Annotated in this window: 15 protein-coding genes; 9 read left to right on the forward strand and 6 right to left on the reverse strand. The window is 69.0% G+C overall.

Going from position 1 to position 16,631, the window contains the following annotated elements; genetic code table 11:
• Positions 1 to 101: 101 nt before the first annotated feature.
• The 5 genes from urtA to ppk2 form a co-directional block, all read right to left on the reverse strand.
• Entirely contained in the window at positions 102 to 1,370 is a 1,269-nt protein-coding gene (gene urtA, locus D3H34_RS17315; RefSeq protein WP_056578709.1) for an urea ABC transporter substrate-binding protein, read from the reverse strand.
• A 117-nt stretch (positions 1,371 to 1,487) separates the two neighbouring features.
• Positions 1,488 to 1,811: a nucleotide pyrophosphohydrolase gene (locus tag D3H34_RS17320; RefSeq protein ID WP_119555150.1), complete on the reverse strand. Its 324-nt coding sequence runs from the start codon at positions 1,809 to 1,811 to the stop codon at positions 1,488 to 1,490.
• A gap of 50 nt (positions 1,812 to 1,861) precedes the next feature.
• Positions 1,862 to 3,295, reverse strand: coding sequence for an MFS transporter (locus D3H34_RS17325; RefSeq protein ID WP_119555152.1), 1,434 nt, complete (start codon positions 3,293 to 3,295; stop codon positions 1,862 to 1,864).
• A gap of 72 nt (positions 3,296 to 3,367) precedes the next feature.
• On the reverse strand, positions 3,368 to 4,402 hold the full coding sequence (locus tag D3H34_RS17330) for an extracellular catalytic domain type 1 short-chain-length polyhydroxyalkanoate depolymerase (RefSeq protein ID WP_119555154.1): 1,035 nt from the start codon (positions 4,400 to 4,402) through the stop codon (positions 3,368 to 3,370).
• Positions 4,403 to 4,450: 48 nt separating this feature from the next.
• The gene (gene ppk2, locus D3H34_RS17335) at positions 4,451 to 5,371 is read right to left on the reverse strand and encodes a polyphosphate kinase 2 (protein WP_205736744.1); all 921 of its coding nucleotides are present in this window, start codon (positions 5,369 to 5,371) and stop codon (positions 4,451 to 4,453) included.
• Positions 5,372 to 5,528: 157 nt separating this feature from the next.
• Between ppk2 and D3H34_RS17340 the strand changes: the two genes are divergently transcribed.
• Together D3H34_RS17340 and D3H34_RS17345 are read left to right on the forward strand one after the other, a co-directional pair.
• Entirely contained in the window at positions 5,529 to 7,172 is a 1,644-nt protein-coding gene (locus D3H34_RS17340; RefSeq protein WP_119555156.1) for an inorganic phosphate transporter, read from the forward strand.
• Between the two features lie 18 nt (positions 7,173 to 7,190).
• Positions 7,191 to 8,231 carry a transporter gene (locus D3H34_RS17345; protein WP_119555158.1) on the forward strand — a complete coding sequence of 347 codons (1,041 nt, stop codon included), beginning with the start codon at positions 7,191 to 7,193 and terminating at the stop codon, positions 8,229 to 8,231.
• On the opposite strand, the gene D3H34_RS17350 is transcribed toward D3H34_RS17345, so the two are convergent.
• Positions 8,228 to 9,169, reverse strand: a complete 942-nt coding sequence (locus D3H34_RS17350; protein WP_167481231.1) for a LysR family transcriptional regulator — start codon at positions 9,167 to 9,169, stop codon at positions 8,228 to 8,230. The genes D3H34_RS17345 and D3H34_RS17350 overlap by 4 nt on opposite strands.
• A 138-nt stretch (positions 9,170 to 9,307) precedes the next feature.
• Here D3H34_RS17350 and D3H34_RS17355 point away from each other — a divergent pair, with 138 nt between their 5' ends.
• From D3H34_RS17355 to D3H34_RS17385, 7 genes are all read left to right on the forward strand, one after another.
• The gene (locus D3H34_RS17355) at positions 9,308 to 10,297 is read left to right on the forward strand and encodes a Bug family tripartite tricarboxylate transporter substrate binding protein (protein WP_119555162.1); all 990 of its coding nucleotides are present in this window, start codon (positions 9,308 to 9,310) and stop codon (positions 10,295 to 10,297) included.
• Positions 10,298 to 10,305: 8 nt separating this feature from the next.
• A complete protein-coding gene (locus D3H34_RS17360) occupies positions 10,306 to 11,883 on the forward strand; it encodes a GMC family oxidoreductase (protein WP_119555164.1) in 1,578 nt (525 codons plus the stop codon).
• A gap of 129 nt (positions 11,884 to 12,012) precedes the next feature.
• On the forward strand, positions 12,013 to 12,870 hold the full coding sequence (locus D3H34_RS17365) for a 3',5'-nucleoside bisphosphate phosphatase (RefSeq protein WP_119555166.1): 858 nt from the start codon (positions 12,013 to 12,015) through the stop codon (positions 12,868 to 12,870).
• On the forward strand, positions 12,867 to 13,844 hold the full coding sequence (locus D3H34_RS17370; protein ID WP_119555168.1) for a DMT family transporter: 978 nt from the start codon (positions 12,867 to 12,869) through the stop codon (positions 13,842 to 13,844). Before D3H34_RS17365 ends, D3H34_RS17370 begins: the two co-directional genes overlap by 4 nt.
• A 16-nt stretch (positions 13,845 to 13,860) precedes the next feature.
• Positions 13,861 to 14,496, forward strand: coding sequence for an L-threonylcarbamoyladenylate synthase (locus tag D3H34_RS17375; RefSeq protein WP_119555170.1), 636 nt, complete (start codon positions 13,861 to 13,863; stop codon positions 14,494 to 14,496).
• A gap of 43 nt (positions 14,497 to 14,539) precedes the next feature.
• Positions 14,540 to 15,211, forward strand: coding sequence for a site-2 protease family protein (locus tag D3H34_RS17380; RefSeq protein WP_119555172.1), 672 nt, complete (start codon positions 14,540 to 14,542; stop codon positions 15,209 to 15,211).
• Positions 15,212 to 15,226: 15 nt separating this feature from the next.
• Complete coding sequence (locus D3H34_RS17385) at positions 15,227 to 16,558, forward strand: tryptophan--tRNA ligase (protein ID WP_119555174.1); 1,332 nt, start codon at positions 15,227 to 15,229, stop codon at positions 16,556 to 16,558.
• Positions 16,559 to 16,631: the final 73 nt, after the last annotated feature.

Raw genomic sequence — 16,631 nt, forward strand, 5'->3', positions numbered from 1 at the left:
CCTTCAAACAGACACGGCGGCCAGGTCGACCGCCGTTGCCCCCTCACCCCTGCCCTCTCCCCGAGGGGAGAGGGAGCAAGAGGGAGGGAGTTTGTCGAGAGTTACATCGACTTGCCGGCGGGGTAGTCAGGCTTCTTGTCGTTGCCTTCGATGTAAGGGCTCCACGGCTTGGCCTTCACCGGACCCGGCGTCTTCCACACCACGCTGAACTGCCCGTCGGCCTTGATCTCGCCGATGAACACGCTCTTGTGCAGGTGATGGTTCTTCTCGTCCATCTTCGACACGATGCCCGAGGGGGCCGTGAAGGTCTGGCCGGCCATGGCGGCGATCACCTTGTCGGTGTCGGTCGACTTGGCCTTCTCGACCGCCTGCTTCCACATGTGGATGCCGATCCAGGTGGCTTCCATCGGATCGTTGGTGAGCGGCTTGTCCTTGTGGCCTGCGATGTTCTTGGCCTTGGCGTAGTCGCTCCACTGCTTGATGAACGCCGTGTTGGTCGGGTTCTTGATCGACATGAAGTAGTTCCATGCGGCCAGGTGGCCCACCAGCGGCTTGGTGTCGACGCCGCGCAGCTCTTCCTCGCCGACCGAGAAGGCGACGACCGGCACATCCTTGGCCTTCAGGCCGGCGTTGCCAAGCTCCTTGTAGAAGGGCACGTTGGAGTCGCCGTTGATGGTCGACACCACCGCCGTCTTGCCGCCCGACGAGAACTTCTTGATGTCGGCGACGATGGTCTGGTAGTCGCTGTGGCCGAAGGGGGTGTACTTCTCGTCGATGTCCTTGTCGGCCACGCCCTTGCTCTTGAGGTAGGCGCGCAGGATCTTGTTGGTGGTGCGCGGGTACACGTAGTCGGTGCCCAGCAGCACCCAGCGCTTGGCGCCGCCGCCTTCCTTGCTCATCAGGTAGTCGACGGCCGGAATGGCCTGCTGGTTGGGCGCCGCGCCCGTGTAGAACACGTTCTTCGACAGCTCTTCACCCTCGTACTGCACGGGGTAGAACAGCAGGCCGTTCATTTCCTCGACCACCGGCAGCACCGACTTGCGCGACACCGAGGTCCAGCAGCCGAAGATCACCGAGACCTTGTCCTGGCCGAGCAGCTGCTTGGTCTTCTCGGCGAACAGCGGCCAGTTCGAGGCCGGGTCGACCACCACGGGCTCGAGCTGCTTGCCCAGCACGCCGCCCTTCTTGTTGATGTCGTCGATCGCCATCAGCACCGTGTCTTTGAGCACGGTCTCCGAGATGGCCATCGTGCCCGACAGCGAGTGCAGCACGCCGACCTTGATGGTGTCGGCTGCGAATGCCGGCGCAGCGGAGATGCTGGCCAGCGCGACGGCGGCGGTGAGCGCCTTGAGTGTGAAACGACGTTGCATGTGGACTCCTGCTCCGGTTGGGTTGAACCTTGTCGCCGGCACAGGGCTGGCGATGGAGAGGAGTCTGCGGAACGCACCACAAAGGGGAAATACGCCGGGTGGCGTACACGGAGGTACTCAGGCGGGTGGCGGGGCCGGGTACTTCACGGCGTTGGCGATCATCTTGCGCTTCGCGGCTTCGACCGGGTCGATGCCGAGCTTGTCAGCCAGCTGCAGCAGGTAGAGCAGGACGTCCGCGATCTCGGTGCCGATCTCGGCGCGCTTGTCTTCAGGCAGCGCCCGGCTTTGCGCTTCGGTGAGCCATTGAAAGTGCTCGAGCAGCTCGGCCGCCTCGACCGACAGCGCAGTGGCGAGGTTCTTGGGGGAGTGAAAGGGCTCCCAGTCGCGGGCTTGCGCGAAGTCGCGCAAGGCCTGGGTCAGTGCTTGAAGTTCGGTGGCCATGTCATGTCGATCCGGCAGAGGTCTGCCGGGAGTTTGGCATGGCCGCCGGTCTATGCGATGCGGCTGCCCCTCCGGTGCAGCGCCGCCACGAGCAGCGCCGACACCAGCAGGTAGACCAGTGCCATGCCGAACGCGGCGGTGTAGTCGTCCGCATGCCCCAGCCGGCCATAGAACACGATCCCGATCAACGCCACCCCCAGCGCGTTGCCCGCCTGCTGCACCATCGACAGCACGCCCGACGCCACGCCCGCGTGCTGCGGCGGCAGGCCGGCCAGCACGGTGGACACCAGCGGCGCCATCACCATGCCGAGCCCCGCGCCCTGCATCAACAGCAGCGGCAGCATCCACGCCACGACGTGCGCGTGACCCGGCCAACCGGTCACGTTGACGAATTGCAGCGCATGACCCGCCGCGAGCACGAGGGCACCGAGCGCGATCGGTGGCTTGCCGCCGAAGCGGCGGGCGATGCGCGCGCCGGCCATCGAGGTCGCGAAGAAGCCGACGGCCAACGCGGTGAAGACGATGCCCGAGTGGAGCGGGTTCAGCGCCAGCCCCTGCTGCAGGTAGAGCGCGAGCACGAAGTAGAACGAGGCGTTGCCCGCATAGAAGGCCAGCGTGGTGAGCAGCCCGGTCACGAAGCGGCGGTTCGCGAGCAGCACCGGCGCCACCAGCGGTGCGCCGCCACGTGCCGCGAGGCGGCGCTGCTGCAACGCGAAGAGGCTCCACAGCGGTACCGCGGCGGCCAGGCACAACCAGCTCCACAGCGGCCAGCCCTGCTGGCGCCCTTCGACCAGCGGCAGCACCACGGCCACCGAGCCGGCGGCGACCAGCGCCACGCCGGTCAGGTCGAGCCGGCAGCCACCGCCCCCTTGCGTCAGCGACGGCACCACGCGCGGCGCGAGCACCAGCGCCAGCAGGCCGATGGGCACATTGATGAGAAAGCAGCTGCGCCAGCCGAGCCCCGCGAGATCGGCCTGGATCAGCACGCCGCCCACGAGTTGCCCCAGCGTGGCAGCGAGGCCCAGCGTGAGCCCGTAGGCCGCGAAGGCGCGCACCCGGTCTTCACCGGCGTAGGCGAGGCCGATCATCGCGAGCACCTGGGGCTGCAGCAGCGCGCCGGCCAGGCCCTGCAGCACGCGCGCGGCCACGAGCAGTTCGGCGTTCGGCGCCAGGCCGCAGGCGATCGAGGCCAGCGTGAACAGCAGCAGGCCGAGCATGAACATGCGACGCCGTCCGAACAGGTCGCCCAGGCGCCCGCCCGTGACCAGGCCCGCGGCGGTGGCCAGGCCGTAGCCCGCCACCACCATCTGCAGCGTGCCCGCGCTGGCCTGCAGGTCGTGCTGCATGGACGGCAGTGCGACGTTGACGATGAAGAAATCCAGCACCACCAGGAAGGTGCCGCTGAGCATGACCCACAAGCCCAGCGGGCCGGGCGAAGCGGAGGCGATCGATGGGCCGGAGACGGCGGGGTTCGACGATGTCATGTACCCGACTGTCGACATCGGGCGGTACAGCGGCAATGACCTGCGAGGTCATGCGCGTGAGGCAGCAGGCGCTCAGCGCTTCTCGAACTGCGCGGCCGCGAAGGCCCAGGCCATGCGCGTGGCGTCGGGCCCGAGCGGGTCGCTGAACAGCTTCCCCGCTGCCCCGCCGCTCCACGAGTGGCCGAGCCCCGCGATCTCGCACAGCGTGACCAGCGTACGGCCCTGGCGCTTGAAGTCGGTCACGCGCATGGCGCGGCGCTTGCCGCGTTGCAGGTCGCGCGGCGTGCCGGCGCGTGCGCCCACGGCGGTGGCCCAGACGGCGGCACTGCTTTCCGCGTTGCTCGGCGCGACCACGGTGTCGGCGTCGCCGTGCAGCACCAGCATCGGCGGCAGCGTTGCGAAAACCGCCGCTGCGCCCATCGCCTTGCCGACGGCGGTGACCGGCATCGGCGGCACATGCTCGCCGCGCATCGCACCGAGTGCGGTGGCGGGCGATTTCGCGGCGCCGGGCGCCACGCCCGAGTGCATGACCACGGCACGAAAGCGGTTCGGGTAGCGCGTGGCCAGCAGCGCCGCCATGCTCGCGCCCGCCGAGAGGCCGGCCACGGCCACGCGGTCGCGGTCGGCGGGGTACAGCATGCAGGCCTGGTCGACGGCGGCCATCAGCGTGGCGGCTTCGGCGTCGGCCTTGCCGGAGCGGCGCTCGTACCAGTTCCAGCAGCCCTGCGGATGGGCGATGCGGTCCTGCTCGGGGTAGAGCACGAGAAAGCGCTGGCGCACGGCGAGCGCGTTCATGCGCGTGCTGGCCGCGAAGTCGCGCCCGGTCTGGCCGCAGCCGTGCAGCATGACCATGAGCGGCAGCTTCTCGCCGGGCGCCAGCTGAAGGTCGGCAGGACGGAACAGGTGAAAGCCGCGCGCACCGCCGGGGCCGAGCGCCATGCCACTGAGCCAGTCGCCCTTGCCGGGCGGCGGCTTGAGCCGCTCGGCGGTCGCGCGCCGCACCCGGCCGGCCACGCGCTGGCTGTTGCTCAGCGTGAGCTTGGTGAGGGCCTTCAGGTTGCGCTCGTAGGCGCGGGCGAAGAAGGAAGCGGTGGAGCGTCGGGCCATGGCGCAGTGTGCAGGCAAAGCGCCGGGCGGCCAAACAGCCGCGAAGCCTCAGTAGATTTCCGGAACGATCATGTTCGCCGGGACCGGCTGGCGCAGGTAGTCATCGTGCCGAACGCGCGAAGGCAGCTCGACCGGTGCGTGTGCCACTTCCTGATACGGCAGCTGGCCCAGCAGGTGGCTGATGCAGTTCAGGCGTGCCTTCTTCTTGTCGACCGCCTGCACCACCCACCACGGGGCCTCGGGGATGTGGGTGCGCTCCAGCATGATTTCCTTCGCCTTGGTGTATTCCTCCCAGCGGCGGCGGCTTTCGAGGTCCATGGGGCTGAGCTTCCACTGCTTGAGCGGATCGTGGATGCGCCCGAGGAAGCGCATGTGCTGCTCGTCGTCGGTGATGGAGAACCAGTACTTGATGACCTTGATGCCCGAGCGCACGAGCATCTTCTCGAACTCGGGCACGGTGCGGAAGAACTCCTCGTACTCCTCGTCGCTGCAAAAGCCCATCACGCGCTCGACGCCGGCGCGGTTGTACCAGCTGCGGTCGAACAGCACCATTTCGCCGGCAGCCGGCAGGTGCGCCACGTAGCGCTGGAAGTACCACTGCGTGCGTTCGCGGTCGTTGGGCGCGGGCAGCGCGGCCACTCGGGCCACGCGCGGGTTCAGGCGCTGGGTGATGCGCTTGATGACACCGCCCTTGCCCGCCGCGTCGCGGCCCTCGAAAAGAATGACCACCTTCTGCTTGCTGTGCTGCACCCAGTCCTGCAGCTTGACCAGCTCGCCCTGCAGGCGGAACAGCTCCTTGAAATAGGCCTGGCGCGCCGCCTTGTCGGTGACGGCGGGGGCCGACGGGTCGAGGCCGTCGAGGTTGCGGTCCTCGATCTCCAGTTCGAGCTCTTCGTCGTAGCTGTCGATGAGGTCGCGGGCGATGCGTTGCATCAGGTCTTCGTGGTCGGGCAGTGCGCTCGTCAGCATGATGGGAAGGGAAAGAGTGGCGGGGGTAGTCAAAAGCATGCTGCACCCGCTGCATGTCAGCGGCGTGACGGTTTTGAGGCGAACTCCCGTAGGCCGACACGCCGTTGTCACATGGCGCGAACACCATCCGGGGCACTACAACACCCCAGAACCGTCCATGAACACGCTCGCCGCCTCGCCCCCGGACAGCCCGGAGATGCCGGCCGCGCCCCGCGCGGCGCACCGGCCCCAGCTCGACGCCAAGCCCAGCGCGATCACCCTGATCACCTTCGTGGGCCTGCTGGCCGCGGGCCTGCTGTTCACAGCATGGAGCCTGGTGGGCGACGTCGCGGCTTCCGGCGCGCCGGTGACGACCTGGGTGCCCTACATCCTGCTGGGCGTGGCGCTGCTGATCGCGCTGGGCTTCGAGTTCGTCAACGGCTTCCATGACACGGCCAATGCCGTGGCCACGGTGATCTACACGCACTCGCTGCCGCCGAATTTCGCGGTCGTGTGGTCGGGCTTCTTCAACTTCCTGGGCGTGCTGGTGTCCAGTGGCGCGGTGGCCTTCGGCATCATCGCGCTGCTGCCGGTGGAGCTCATCCTCCAGGTGGGCTCGGGCGCGGGCTTCGCGATGGTGTTCGCGCTGCTGATCGCCGCGATCATCTGGAACCTGGGCACGTGGTGGCTCGGCCTGCCGGCGTCGTCGTCGCACACGCTGATCGGCTCGATCATCGGCGTGGGCGTGGCCAATGCGCTGATGCACGGGCGCGACGGCACGAGCGGCGTCGACTGGGCGCAGGCCACCAAGGTGGGCTATTCGCTGCTGCTGTCGCCGCTGGTGGGCTTCGGCTGCGCCGCCCTGCTGCTGCTGGCGCTGCGTGCCTTCGTGAAGAACCGCGCGCTGTATGAAGAGCCCAAGGGCAGCACGCCGCCGCCGTGGTGGATCCGCGGCCTGCTCATCCTCACCTGCACCGGCGTGTCGTTCGCGCACGGCTCGAACGACGGCCAGAAGGGCATGGGCCTGATTATGCTGATCCTGGTGGGCACGGTGCCGATGGCCTATGCGCTGAACCGCGCGATGCCCGCGAACGAGACGGTGAAGTTCGTCGCCGTGGCCGAGATGACGCAGAACGCGCTGAACCGCAAGGCGCCCACCGCCCTGCCCGCGCTGGAACCCGCCGCGGCGCGCGACACGCTCTCCACCTACGTGCGCACCCGCGAGTTCAACGACCGCGTCGTGCCGGCCCTGGCCGTCACGGCCGGCAGCATCGGCCAGCAGGTGCGCCAGCACGGCTCGCTGGCCGCCGTGCCCGCCGAGGCCGTGGCCAACGTGCGCAACGACATGTACCTGGCCTCGGAAGCCATTCGCCACCTCGACAAGAGCGGGGCCGCGAAGTTCGACGACGAGACCAAGCTGCGCGTCGACACCTTCCGCCAGGAGCTGGACAGCGCCACGCGCTTCATTCCGCTGTGGGTCAAGATCGCCGTGGCCATCGCGCTCGGCCTGGGCACCATGATCGGCTGGAAGCGCATCGTGGTCACCGTGGGCGAGAAGATCGGCAAGACGCACCTGAGCTACGCGCAGGGCGCCTCCGCCGAACTGGTGGCGATGTGCACCATCGGCGCGGCCGACATGTACGGCCTGCCGGTATCGACCACGCACGTGCTGTCGTCCGGCGTGGCCGGCACCATGACGGCCAGCGGTTCGGGCCTGCAGATGTCCACGCTGCGCAACCTCGCGCTGGCCTGGGTGCTGACGCTGCCGGTGGCGATGCTGCTGTCGGGTTCGCTCTACTGGCTGTTCACCCGTCTTTTCTGACCTGACTGATCACGCACCTTGTCGTCGGCATTGCATGACCTGGCCGCCCATTCGTATGGCGGCGACGAAGCCGGGCTGATCTGCGGCTACCTGTTCGATGCCTCGGCGCCGGAGCCCGCGCGGGCGATCGATTCGGCGCAGGCCGCCGCCTGGCTTGCAGCCCACGCGGGCACGGAGGGCGACAGCGGCGCCTACGTGTGGCTGCATTTCAACCTGAGCCACGCGCACGCCGAGCGCTGGCTGGTGCGGCACGCGAACCTCTCGGACACCTTCTACGAGACGCTGCACGAAGGCCTGCCCTCCACGCGCATCGAGCGGGCCGACGATTCGCTGATCGCGGTCATCAACGACGTGCACTTCGAGTTCAGTTTCGAGCCCTCGGACATCTCCACGCTGTGGATCAGCGTCGGGCCGCGCCTCGTGGTCACGGCGCGCGCCAAGCCGCTGCGTTCGGTCGACGCGCTGCGCACGGCGGTGAAGGCCGGCGAGGCGCCGCGCTCCAGCACCGAGCTGCTCGAGCACCTGCTGCGCGCGCAGGCCGACGTGCTGGTGAAGATCGTGCGCGGCGTGACCTCGCGCATCGACCGCATCGAAGACGAACTGCTGGCCGGCCGACTGGACCACAAGCGTGCACGCCTGGGCGTGCTGCGCCGGCTGCTGGTGCGGCTGCAGCGGCTGCTGGCACCCGAGCCGGCCGCGCTGTTCCGCCTGCTGCAAGGACCGCCCGCCTGGATGGACGAGCCCGACGTGCAGGAGCTGCGCGGCTCGACCGAGGAGTTCTCGGTGGTGCTGCGTGACATGCAGGCGCTGCAGGAGCGCATCAAGCTGCTGCAGGAAGAGATCGCCGCCAACGTGAACGAGGACAACAACCGCAGCCTGTTCGTGCTGACGGTGGTCACGGTGCTGGCGCTGCCGATCAACATCCTGGCCGGCCTGTTCGGCATGAACGTGGGCGGCATTCCGCTGGCCGAGCACAAGCACGGCTTCTGGATCGTGGTGGCGATCGTGGCGACCTTCACCGCGGTGGCCGCCTGGACGGCCTTCCGCAAGAAGCGCTAATAAGCCTCCACCTCGCCGGTCGAGGCCTCCTGCATGCACTGCAGGAACACCCGCGTGGGCGTGTTCATCGCTTCCTTGCGCAGGCGGAAGGCGCACATGGGGCCGCGCAGCAGTTCGCCCGGCATCGCGATGCGGCGCACAAGGCCGCGTCGCTCGTAGTCTTCGGCGTAGTGGTTGGCCGTGGCCCACAGCAGGCCCGAACTGCGCACGAGGTGCAGCGCGAGCGAGGCCGAATCGGCCTGGATGTCGGTGGGGTGCGGGCCGCCCGGGCGGCGGTGCACCGACAGCATGCGGTCCAGCTTGGGCCGCAGCGGCGTGCGGTGCGGCGGCAGCACCCAGCGCTCGTTGGCGGCCTCGGCCCAGGTCGGCGAGCGCTTGAGTGCCAGCTTGTGGCGGGGCGCGGCCACGATGCTGCTGAACTCCTCGTACAGCGGCGTGACCTCGACGCGATTGAGGTCGACCGTCCATTCAGCGTGCGCGAGCATGAGGTCGATGCGACCGTCCTGCAGCGCGCCGTGCAGGTCCTCGATCTCGTGGGTCTGCACCATCAGCCGCACGTGCGGCAGCATCTGCGAGGCGCGCAGCATCGCGGTGGCGAGCCGCTGCGCCGAGAACACCGGCAGGATGCCCAGGCGCAGCTCGCCGCTCACGCCGCCGCGCAGGTCGCGAAGCGACTCCTCGGCCAGCATGAGTTCACCGAGCACGCGGTCGGCGTGCTGGATCATGCTCAGCCCCGCCGGCGTGGGCGAGATGCGCTTGGTGGTGCGATCGAAGAGGCGCACCTGCAGCGTCGCTTCGAGCTGCGCCAGCGAGCGCGACAGCGCGGGCTGCGTGGTGTTGAGCAGCTCGGCCGACTTGCTCAGGCTGGGCGTCCTGCCCAGCTGGCTGATGAGCCGCAGCTGACGCAGCGTGAGGTTTCTTTCGAGGAAGGAGGCCATGGCCATTTATACCGAGAGCGGTATGAAAAAGCACGGATTTCTCATTTGTCCTGCCCCGCCCGCCTGCCCAGAATCCGCCCATCCCGCCTGCATCGGACACGACGCTCCGACCACGGCACGCCAACGTGGAGACCTCCGATGACCGATCCGACGAAGCGATTCCTTGCCACCGCGCTGGTGGCCGCCGCCGCGCTCGCTGCCTTGCTGCCGGCGAGCGCCATGGCGCAGCAGGCCTATCCGTCCAGGCCCGTGCGGCTGATCGTGCCGTGGGCGCCGGGCACACCCGCGGACGTGGCCGGCCGCGTGGTGGCCGAGCGCATGTCCAGCGGGCTGGGCCAGACGGTGTTCGTCGAGAACCGCCCCGGCGCCGCCGGCACCGTGGGCCTGGGCGAGGTGCTGCGCCAGCCGGCCGACGGCTACACGGTCTACATGCTGTCGTCGGCCTCGCTGGTGGCGCCGCTGCTGTTCCCGAGCCAGTCGCTCGACCTGCTCAAGAGCCTGGAGCCGGTCGGCATGACGGCCTGGAGCTACAACGTGCTGGTGGCGCCGCCCGGCTCGCCGCTGGGTTCGCCGCGCGAGCTGGAGGCCGCGGCCAAGGCACGGCCCGGCGCCTTGAGCTTCGGCTCGGGCGGCAACGGCACACCGGCGCACCTGGCCGGCGCGCTCTTCAGTCAGCAGACGGGCAGCCAGCTCACGCACGTGCCGTACAACCAGTTCCCGATGGCGGTCGGCGACCTGCTGGCCGGCCGGCTCGACACGATGTTCCTGACCGCCTCGGCGGCGCTGCCGCAGATCCAGGCCGGCAAGCTGCGCGCCCTCGCCGTGACCGGCGCGCGCCGGCTGCCCGGCCTGCCCGCCGTGCCGACCATGATCGAGCAGGGCTATGCAGGCTTCGAGCTGCGCTCCTTCGACGGCATGACCGTGCGCAGCGGCACGCCGCGCGAGATCGTCGAGCGGCTCAGCGACGAACTCGCCAAGGCCGCGGCCTCGCCCGAGGTGCGCGAGCGGTTGGGCACGCTGGCGCTCGAACCCGAACCGATGACGCCGGCGCGCTTTCGCAGCGTGATCGCGGCCGAGTCGGACAAGTGGCTGCGCATCGGCCGCAGCGCCGGCATCAAGGCCGATTGAGCGCACCGATGCAAGAAGCGGACATCGTGATCGTCGGGGGCGGCTCGGCGGGCTGCGTGCTGGCTGCGCGCCTGAGCGAAGACCCGGCGCTGAAGGTCGTGCTGGTGGAGGCGGGGCTGCCCTCGCGCAATCCGTGGCTGCGGATTCCCATCGGGTACTTCAAGACCGTGGGCCACCCGCAGCACGATTGGCGCTTCGAGACCGACCCCGAGCCCGAGATGGCCCAGCGCCGACTGCCCTGGCCGCGCGGGCGCGGTCCGGGCGGCTCCAGCCTGATCAACGGCATGCTGTACCTGCGCGGCCACCGCGCCGACTACGACCAGTGGGCCGCGCTGGGCAACCCCGGCTGGGACTGGGACAGCGTGCGCCCCTACTTCGACCGCTCCCAGCCCGCGGCCGACGGGCCGCTGTGGGTGTCGCAGCTGCCGCGCGATGTGCTGTCGGATGCGTTCATCGCCGCGGCGGCGCAGGCCGGCATCGCGCCGACCGCCGATTTCAACGGCGGCGACAACAGCGGCGCCGGCTACTTCCGGATGACGACGCGCCGCGGGCGCCGCATGGACACCGGCCGCGCTTTTCTCGCTCCGGCACTGGGCCGGCCGAACCTCACCGTGCTGTCCGGCGCGCAGGCCACGCGCGTGCGCTTCGCCGGGCGGCGGGCCACGGGGGTGGAATACCTGCGCGAGGGCCAGGCCGGTGTCGTCTCGGCGCGGCACGAGGTGATCCTGAGCGCGGGCGCCATCCAGTCGCCGCAGTTGCTGCAGCTGTCGGGCGTGGGGCCGGCCGACCTGCTGGGCCGCTTCGGCATCCCGGTGGTGGCGCCGCTCGAGGGCGTGGGACGCAACCTGCAGGACCACCTGCAGGTGCGGCCCAGCTACCGCTGCACCGGCGTGGAGACGCTCAACGACATCGCCCACAGCCCCTGGCGCAGCGCGCGCGAGTTCGTGCGCTACGTGGCGACGCGCGGCGGGGCGCTCAACGGCGGCGTCTACCGCGCCGGGGCCTTCTTCTCGGCGGGCGACGAAGCGGTCGGCTGGCCCGATGCGCAGATCCACTTCGGGCTGGTGAGCTTCGAGCGGCCTCACCAGCCGCCGCACCCCTTCCCGGGCGTGACGCTGTCGGCCTGCCTGCTGCGCCCGCACAGCCGCGGCGAGATCGCGCTGCGCTCGGCCGATCCGCTGGCGCCGCCGTCGATCCGGCCGCGCTACCTGTCGCACGAGGCCGACCGGACGCTGGCGGTGCAGCTGGTGCGCAAGATGCGCGAGATCGCCGCCGCGCCGCCGCTGGCGCGCTACCTCGCGCAGGAGCACGAGCCCGGGCACGCGCTGGCCAGCGACGCGCAGTTGCTCGACTGGGTGCGCCGCCGCGGCGGCAGCATCTTCCACCCGGTCGGCACCTGCGCCATGGGCCCTGCTGCCGACGACGACGCCGTGGTGGACGCACGGCTGCGGGTGCATGGGCTGCAGGGGCTGCGCGTGGTCGACGGCTCGGTCATGCCCCGGCTGGTGTCGGGCAACACCAACGCGCCGATCATCATGATCGCCGAGCGGGCTTCGGACCTGGTCCGGCAGGACCTGGCCGCCTGAGCCGATTTTCGGCATCGACAACATCGGGCGGCAGGCCGCTTGGGTGGTGAAGGTAATGCTATTTATCTAGTAGCAAGCGGGAGCACCCATGCGCCGATGCGGGTGGCCCGAAGCGCCTAGAATCAACGGGTGTCTTCCACTCTCAATGCCGATCTTCACTGCCACTCCGTGGTCTCCGACGGCACATTGACGCCCGAAGAACTGGCGGCCCGCGCGGCTGCCAACGGGGTGGAACTCTGGGCCCTGACTGACCACGACGAAGTCGGCGGCCAGCACCGCGCAGCCGCCGCTGCACGCCTGAACGGCATGCGCTACCTCACCGGCACCGAGATTTCCGTCACCTTCGCGGGCGAGACCGTGCACATCGTCGGCCTGGGCTTCGACCCCGACGACGCCGCCATGACGCAAGGCCTGTACGACACGCGCGGCGGTCGCGGCAAGCGCGCACAGGAGATGTCCGAGGGGCTGGCCAAGGTCGGCATCCACGGCGCCTACGAAGGCGCGCTCAAGTTCGTCGGCAACCCCGAACTGATTTCGCGCACGCACTTCGCGCGCTTCCTGGTCGAGCAAGGCCATTGCCGCGACACCCCCGAGGTGTTCCGCAAGTTCCTCACCGAAGGCAAGCCCGGCTACGTGCCGCACCGCTGGGCCACGCTGAAGGATGCCGTGCACTGGATCACCGCCGCCAAGGGCATGGCCGTGATCGCCCATCCGGGCCGCTACAAGTTCACGGCGAACGAGGAGTACGCGCTGTTCCTCGAATTCAAGGCGCACGGCGGCCAGGCGATCGAGGTCGTCACGGGCAGCCACACGCCGGCCGAATTCGTCGAGTACGCCGACAAGGCGCTCGAGTTCGATTTCGCCGCCTCGCGCGGCAGCGATTTCCACAGCCCCGACGAAAGCCATTGCGATCTCGGCAAGCTGCCGCCGTTGCCCGGCACGCTCACGCCGGTGTGGGAACTGCTCGGCCACCGCATCCAGCAGTGAGCCAGAGCCACGGGCCCGGCACCGACAACGCGGCGAACGCCGCGCTGGCCCAGGCACGCGCCGCGGCCCAAACGAGCCGCCGCACCGAATCCGAACGCATCCTCGCGGGCATCGGGCTGGTCATCCTGGCGGTGGCCTGCTTCGCCACGCTCGACACCGCCACCAAGTACTCGACGCTCGCCGTGCCGATCCTCATGGGCGTGTGGTTCCGCTACGCCTTCCAGGCCGTGGCCACCACGCTGGTGCTGCTGCCGCTGCGCGGCACCGCCTTGCTTCGCACCCAGCATCCGCGCTACCAGGCGCTGCGCGGAGCGCTGCTGCTGGGCTCGAGCCTGTTCGCCTTTTTGAGCCTGCGCTACATGCCGCTGGCCGAGTTCACGTCGATCGTGCTGATCGCGCCGCTGGTGATCACGCTGCTGGCCGCCACGACGCTCAAGGAGCAGGTGTCGCCGCTGCGCTGGACGCTGGTGGCGGGCGGCTTCATCGGCACGCTGGTCATCCTGCGTCCGGGTGGCGGCAGCTTCAGCTGGGCCGTGTTGCTGCCGCTGGGTCTGGTGCTGACCAACGCCTGGTTCCAGGTGCTCACGAGCAAGCTCGCGCAGACCGAGAACCCGCTGACCATGCACTTCTACACGGGCTGGGTCGGCACGCTGCTCGCCTCGGTGGCCGTGCCCTTCGCCTGGACCGCCCTGCCCTCGTGGGAATGGTGGGCACTGTTGTGCCTCATGGGCTTCATGGGCACGGTGGGTCACTTCATGCTGATCTTGGCCTACCAGCGCGCACCGGCCTCCACCCTCACCCCATACCTGTACGCGCAGATCGCTTTCGCGATGCTGGGCGGCTGGCTCATCTTTTCCCACGTGCCCGACCGCTTCTCGCTGATCGGCATGGCGATGATCGCCGTGTGCGGCGCCGCCGGCGCGTGGCTCACCGTGCGCGAGCGGCGCGTGCCGATCGAACCGGCGGAATCCTGATCAGGAGATCTTCTTCATGGCCCAGTACTTCGAAGTCCACCCCGAGAACCCCCAGCAGCGCCTGCTGAAACAGGCCGTGGCGCTGCTCGGCCGCGGCGAGCTCGTGGCGGTGCCCACCGACTCCAGCTACGCGCTGGCCTGCCACCTGGACGACAAGGACGCGGTTGACCAGCTGCGCCGCATCCGCCAGGTCGACGAGAAGCACCACCTCACCCTGCTGTGCCGCGACCTGAGCGAGCTGGCCAACTACGCGCGCGTCGACAACAAGCAGTACCGCCTGCTGAAGGCCGCCACGCCCGGGCCCTACACCTTCCTGCTCGAAGCCACCAAGGAAGTGCCGCGCCGCGTGAGCCATCCGCAGCGCAAGACCATCGGCCTGCGCGTGCCCGACCACAAGGTGCTGCTGGAGCTGCTGGCGCTGCACGGCGCGCCGCTGCTGGCCACCACCCTCATCGCGCCCGGCGAGACCGACGCGCTGAACGACGCGCAGGAAATCCGCGAACGCTTCGAGAAGCAGATCGCCGCCGTCATCGACGCCGGCGCCTGTCCTTCGCAGCCGACCACCGTGGTCGACCTCACGCCCATGGGCGCGGGCGACGACCCGGTCGTGGTGCGCCAGGGGCGCGGTGCGCTCGCGGTGCTCGGCCTCTGACGAACGGCTCGGCCGCCTCATTCCTCTCTGACACAATCGCGCAGTGGATATTTCCAATCTGATACAAACCGTTCTGATCTACGCGCTGCCGGTGATCTTCGCGATCACCGTGCACGAAGCGGCTCACGGCTATGTGGCGCGCCACTTCGGGGACAACACCGCGGCCATGATGGGCCGCGTGACGCTCAATCCCATGAAGCACATCGACCCCATCGGGACCATCCTGATGCCGCTGATGCTGTACTTCGCGACCTCGGGCGCCTTCCTGTTCGGCTATGCCAAGCCGGTGCCGGTCAACTTCAACCGCCTGCGCCATCCCAAGCGCGACATGGTGTGGGTCGCGCTCGCGGGCCCGGCGTCGAATTTCATCCAGGCCATCCTGTGGGCCGTGCTGCTGATCGTGATCGTCGCGGCCGGCGTGAATGAAACCTTTTTCATCAAGATGGCGCAGGGCGGCGTGCTGGTCAACCTCGTGATGTGGGCCTTCAACCTGTTCCCGCTGCCCCCGCTCGACGGCGGCCGCGTGCTGGCCGGCCTGCTGCCCAGCGGCCCGGCGCAAAACTTTCTCGCGCGCATCGAGCCCTATGGCTTCTTCATCGTGATGGCGCTGGTGCTCGCGGGCATCGTCAGCAACTTCTGGCTGCGCCCGCTCATGGATGCCGGCTACTTCGTGGTCAACCTGCTCATCACGCCGCTCAAGGCAATGCTGCTCTAAGTTTTTCTTCGTCCCATGGCTTCGTCTTCTTCAGCTCCCCTGCGCGTCCTGACCGGCATCACGCCGTCGGGCACGCCCCACCTCGGCAACTATGTCGGCTCCATCCGCCACTCGGTGCGCCAGAGTGTCGCGGCCGGCGTCGAGAGCTACTTCTTCCTGGCCGACTACCACGCGCTCATCAAGGTGCAGGAGCCCGAGAAGATCCAGCGCTCCACGCTGGAGATCGCCGCCAGCTGGCTGGCCTGCGGGCTCGACCCCGAACGCGTCACGTTCTATCGCCAGTCGGACATCGCCGAGATCACCGAGCTCACCTGGTTCCTGACCTGCGTCACCGGCAAGGGCGTGCTCAACCGTGCCCATGCCTACAAGGCCCAGCTCGACAAGAACATCGCCAAGGGCGAAGAGCCCGATGCCGACGTCACAGCCGGCCTCTTCATGTACCCCGTGCTGATGGGCGCCGACATCCTGATGTTCAACGCCCACAAGGTGCCGGTGGGCCGCGACCAGGTGCAGCACATCGAGATGGCGCGCGACATGGCGCAGCGCTTCAACCACCAGTACGGCGAGCACTTCACGCTGCCCGACGCCGAGATCGACGATGCGGTCGCCACCTTGCCCGGCCTGGACGGCCGCAAGATGAGCAAGAGCTACAACAACACGATCCCGCTGTTCGCGCCGCGTGCGCAGCTGCAAAAGCAGATCTCGAGCATCGTGACCGACTCGCGCGCGCCTGGCGAGCCCAAGGACACCGAAGGCTCGGCCCTGTTCCAGATCTACCAGGCCTTCGCCAGCGCCGAGGAGACCGAGGCGCTGCGCAAGGCGTTCGCCGACGGCATCGCCTGGGGCGATGCCAAGCAGGTGCTGTTCGAGCGCATCGACCGCGAGGTGGCGCCGCTGCGCGCGCGCTACGAAGCGCTCATGAACGACCCCGGCGAGATCGAACGCATCCTGCTGCTGGGTGCCGAGAAGGCCCGCAAGCTCTCGCGCCCCTTCATGACCTCGCTGCGACATGCGGTCGGCCTGCGCAACCTCGCGGCAGGCCGCGACGGTGCCGGCACCAAGGCCGCCAAGGTCGCGAAGCCCAGCTTCAAGCAATACCGCGAGAAGGCCGACGGCCTGTTCTATTTCAAGCTGCTCGATGCACGCGGCGAAACCCTTCTGCAAAGCCGTGGATTCGCGTCGCCGCAGGAAGCCGGCCGTACCATCGCCGACTTGCAGGCGCAACGCGGCGCGGCGCTCACGGCACTGGCCGCGCAGCTCGAACCGGTCGACGCGCAACAGGCTCAGGCCGCCACCGAGGCGCTGGAGGCACTGGCGGAGGCAACGTCCAACACCCAGGGACATTGATCCGGCAACAACCCGCGGGCCATCCGCCGGCGGGTGAGACAAGAGAGAAGACGGTGCGATCACAAAGGAAGAA

The organism is Acidovorax cavernicola (genome assembly GCF_003581445.1).

Bases quoted from the DNA above. Each gene is read 5' to 3' on its own strand.
- urtA (WP_056578709.1), bottom strand. From the start codon at position 1,370: ATGCAACGTCGTTTCACACTCAAGGCGCTCACCGCCGCCGTCGCGCTG.
- D3H34_RS17320 (WP_119555150.1), bottom strand. From the start codon at position 1,811: ATGGCCACCGAACTTCAAGCACTGACCCAGGCCTTGCGCGACTTCGCG.
- D3H34_RS17325 (WP_119555152.1), bottom strand. From the start codon at position 3,295: ATGACATCGTCGAACCCCGCCGTCTCCGGCCCATCGATCGCCTCCGCT.
- D3H34_RS17330 (WP_119555154.1), bottom strand. From the start codon at position 4,402: ATGGCCCGACGCTCCACCGCTTCCTTCTTCGCCCGCGCCTACGAGCGC.
- ppk2 (WP_205736744.1), bottom strand. From the start codon at position 5,371: ATGCTGACGAGCGCACTGCCCGACCACGAAGACCTGATGCAACGCATC.
- D3H34_RS17340 (WP_119555156.1), top strand. From the start codon at position 5,529: ATGAACACGCTCGCCGCCTCGCCCCCGGACAGCCCGGAGATGCCGGCC.
- D3H34_RS17350 (WP_167481231.1), bottom strand. From the start codon at position 9,169: ATGGCCTCCTTCCTCGAAAGAAACCTCACGCTGCGTCAGCTGCGGCTC.
- D3H34_RS17355 (WP_119555162.1), top strand. From the start codon at position 9,308: ATGACCGATCCGACGAAGCGATTCCTTGCCACCGCGCTGGTGGCCGCC.
- D3H34_RS17360 (WP_119555164.1), top strand. From the start codon at position 10,306: ATGCAAGAAGCGGACATCGTGATCGTCGGGGGCGGCTCGGCGGGCTGC.
- D3H34_RS17375 (WP_119555170.1), top strand. From the start codon at position 13,861: ATGGCCCAGTACTTCGAAGTCCACCCCGAGAACCCCCAGCAGCGCCTG.
- D3H34_RS17385 (WP_119555174.1), top strand. From the start codon at position 15,227: ATGGCTTCGTCTTCTTCAGCTCCCCTGCGCGTCCTGACCGGCATCACG.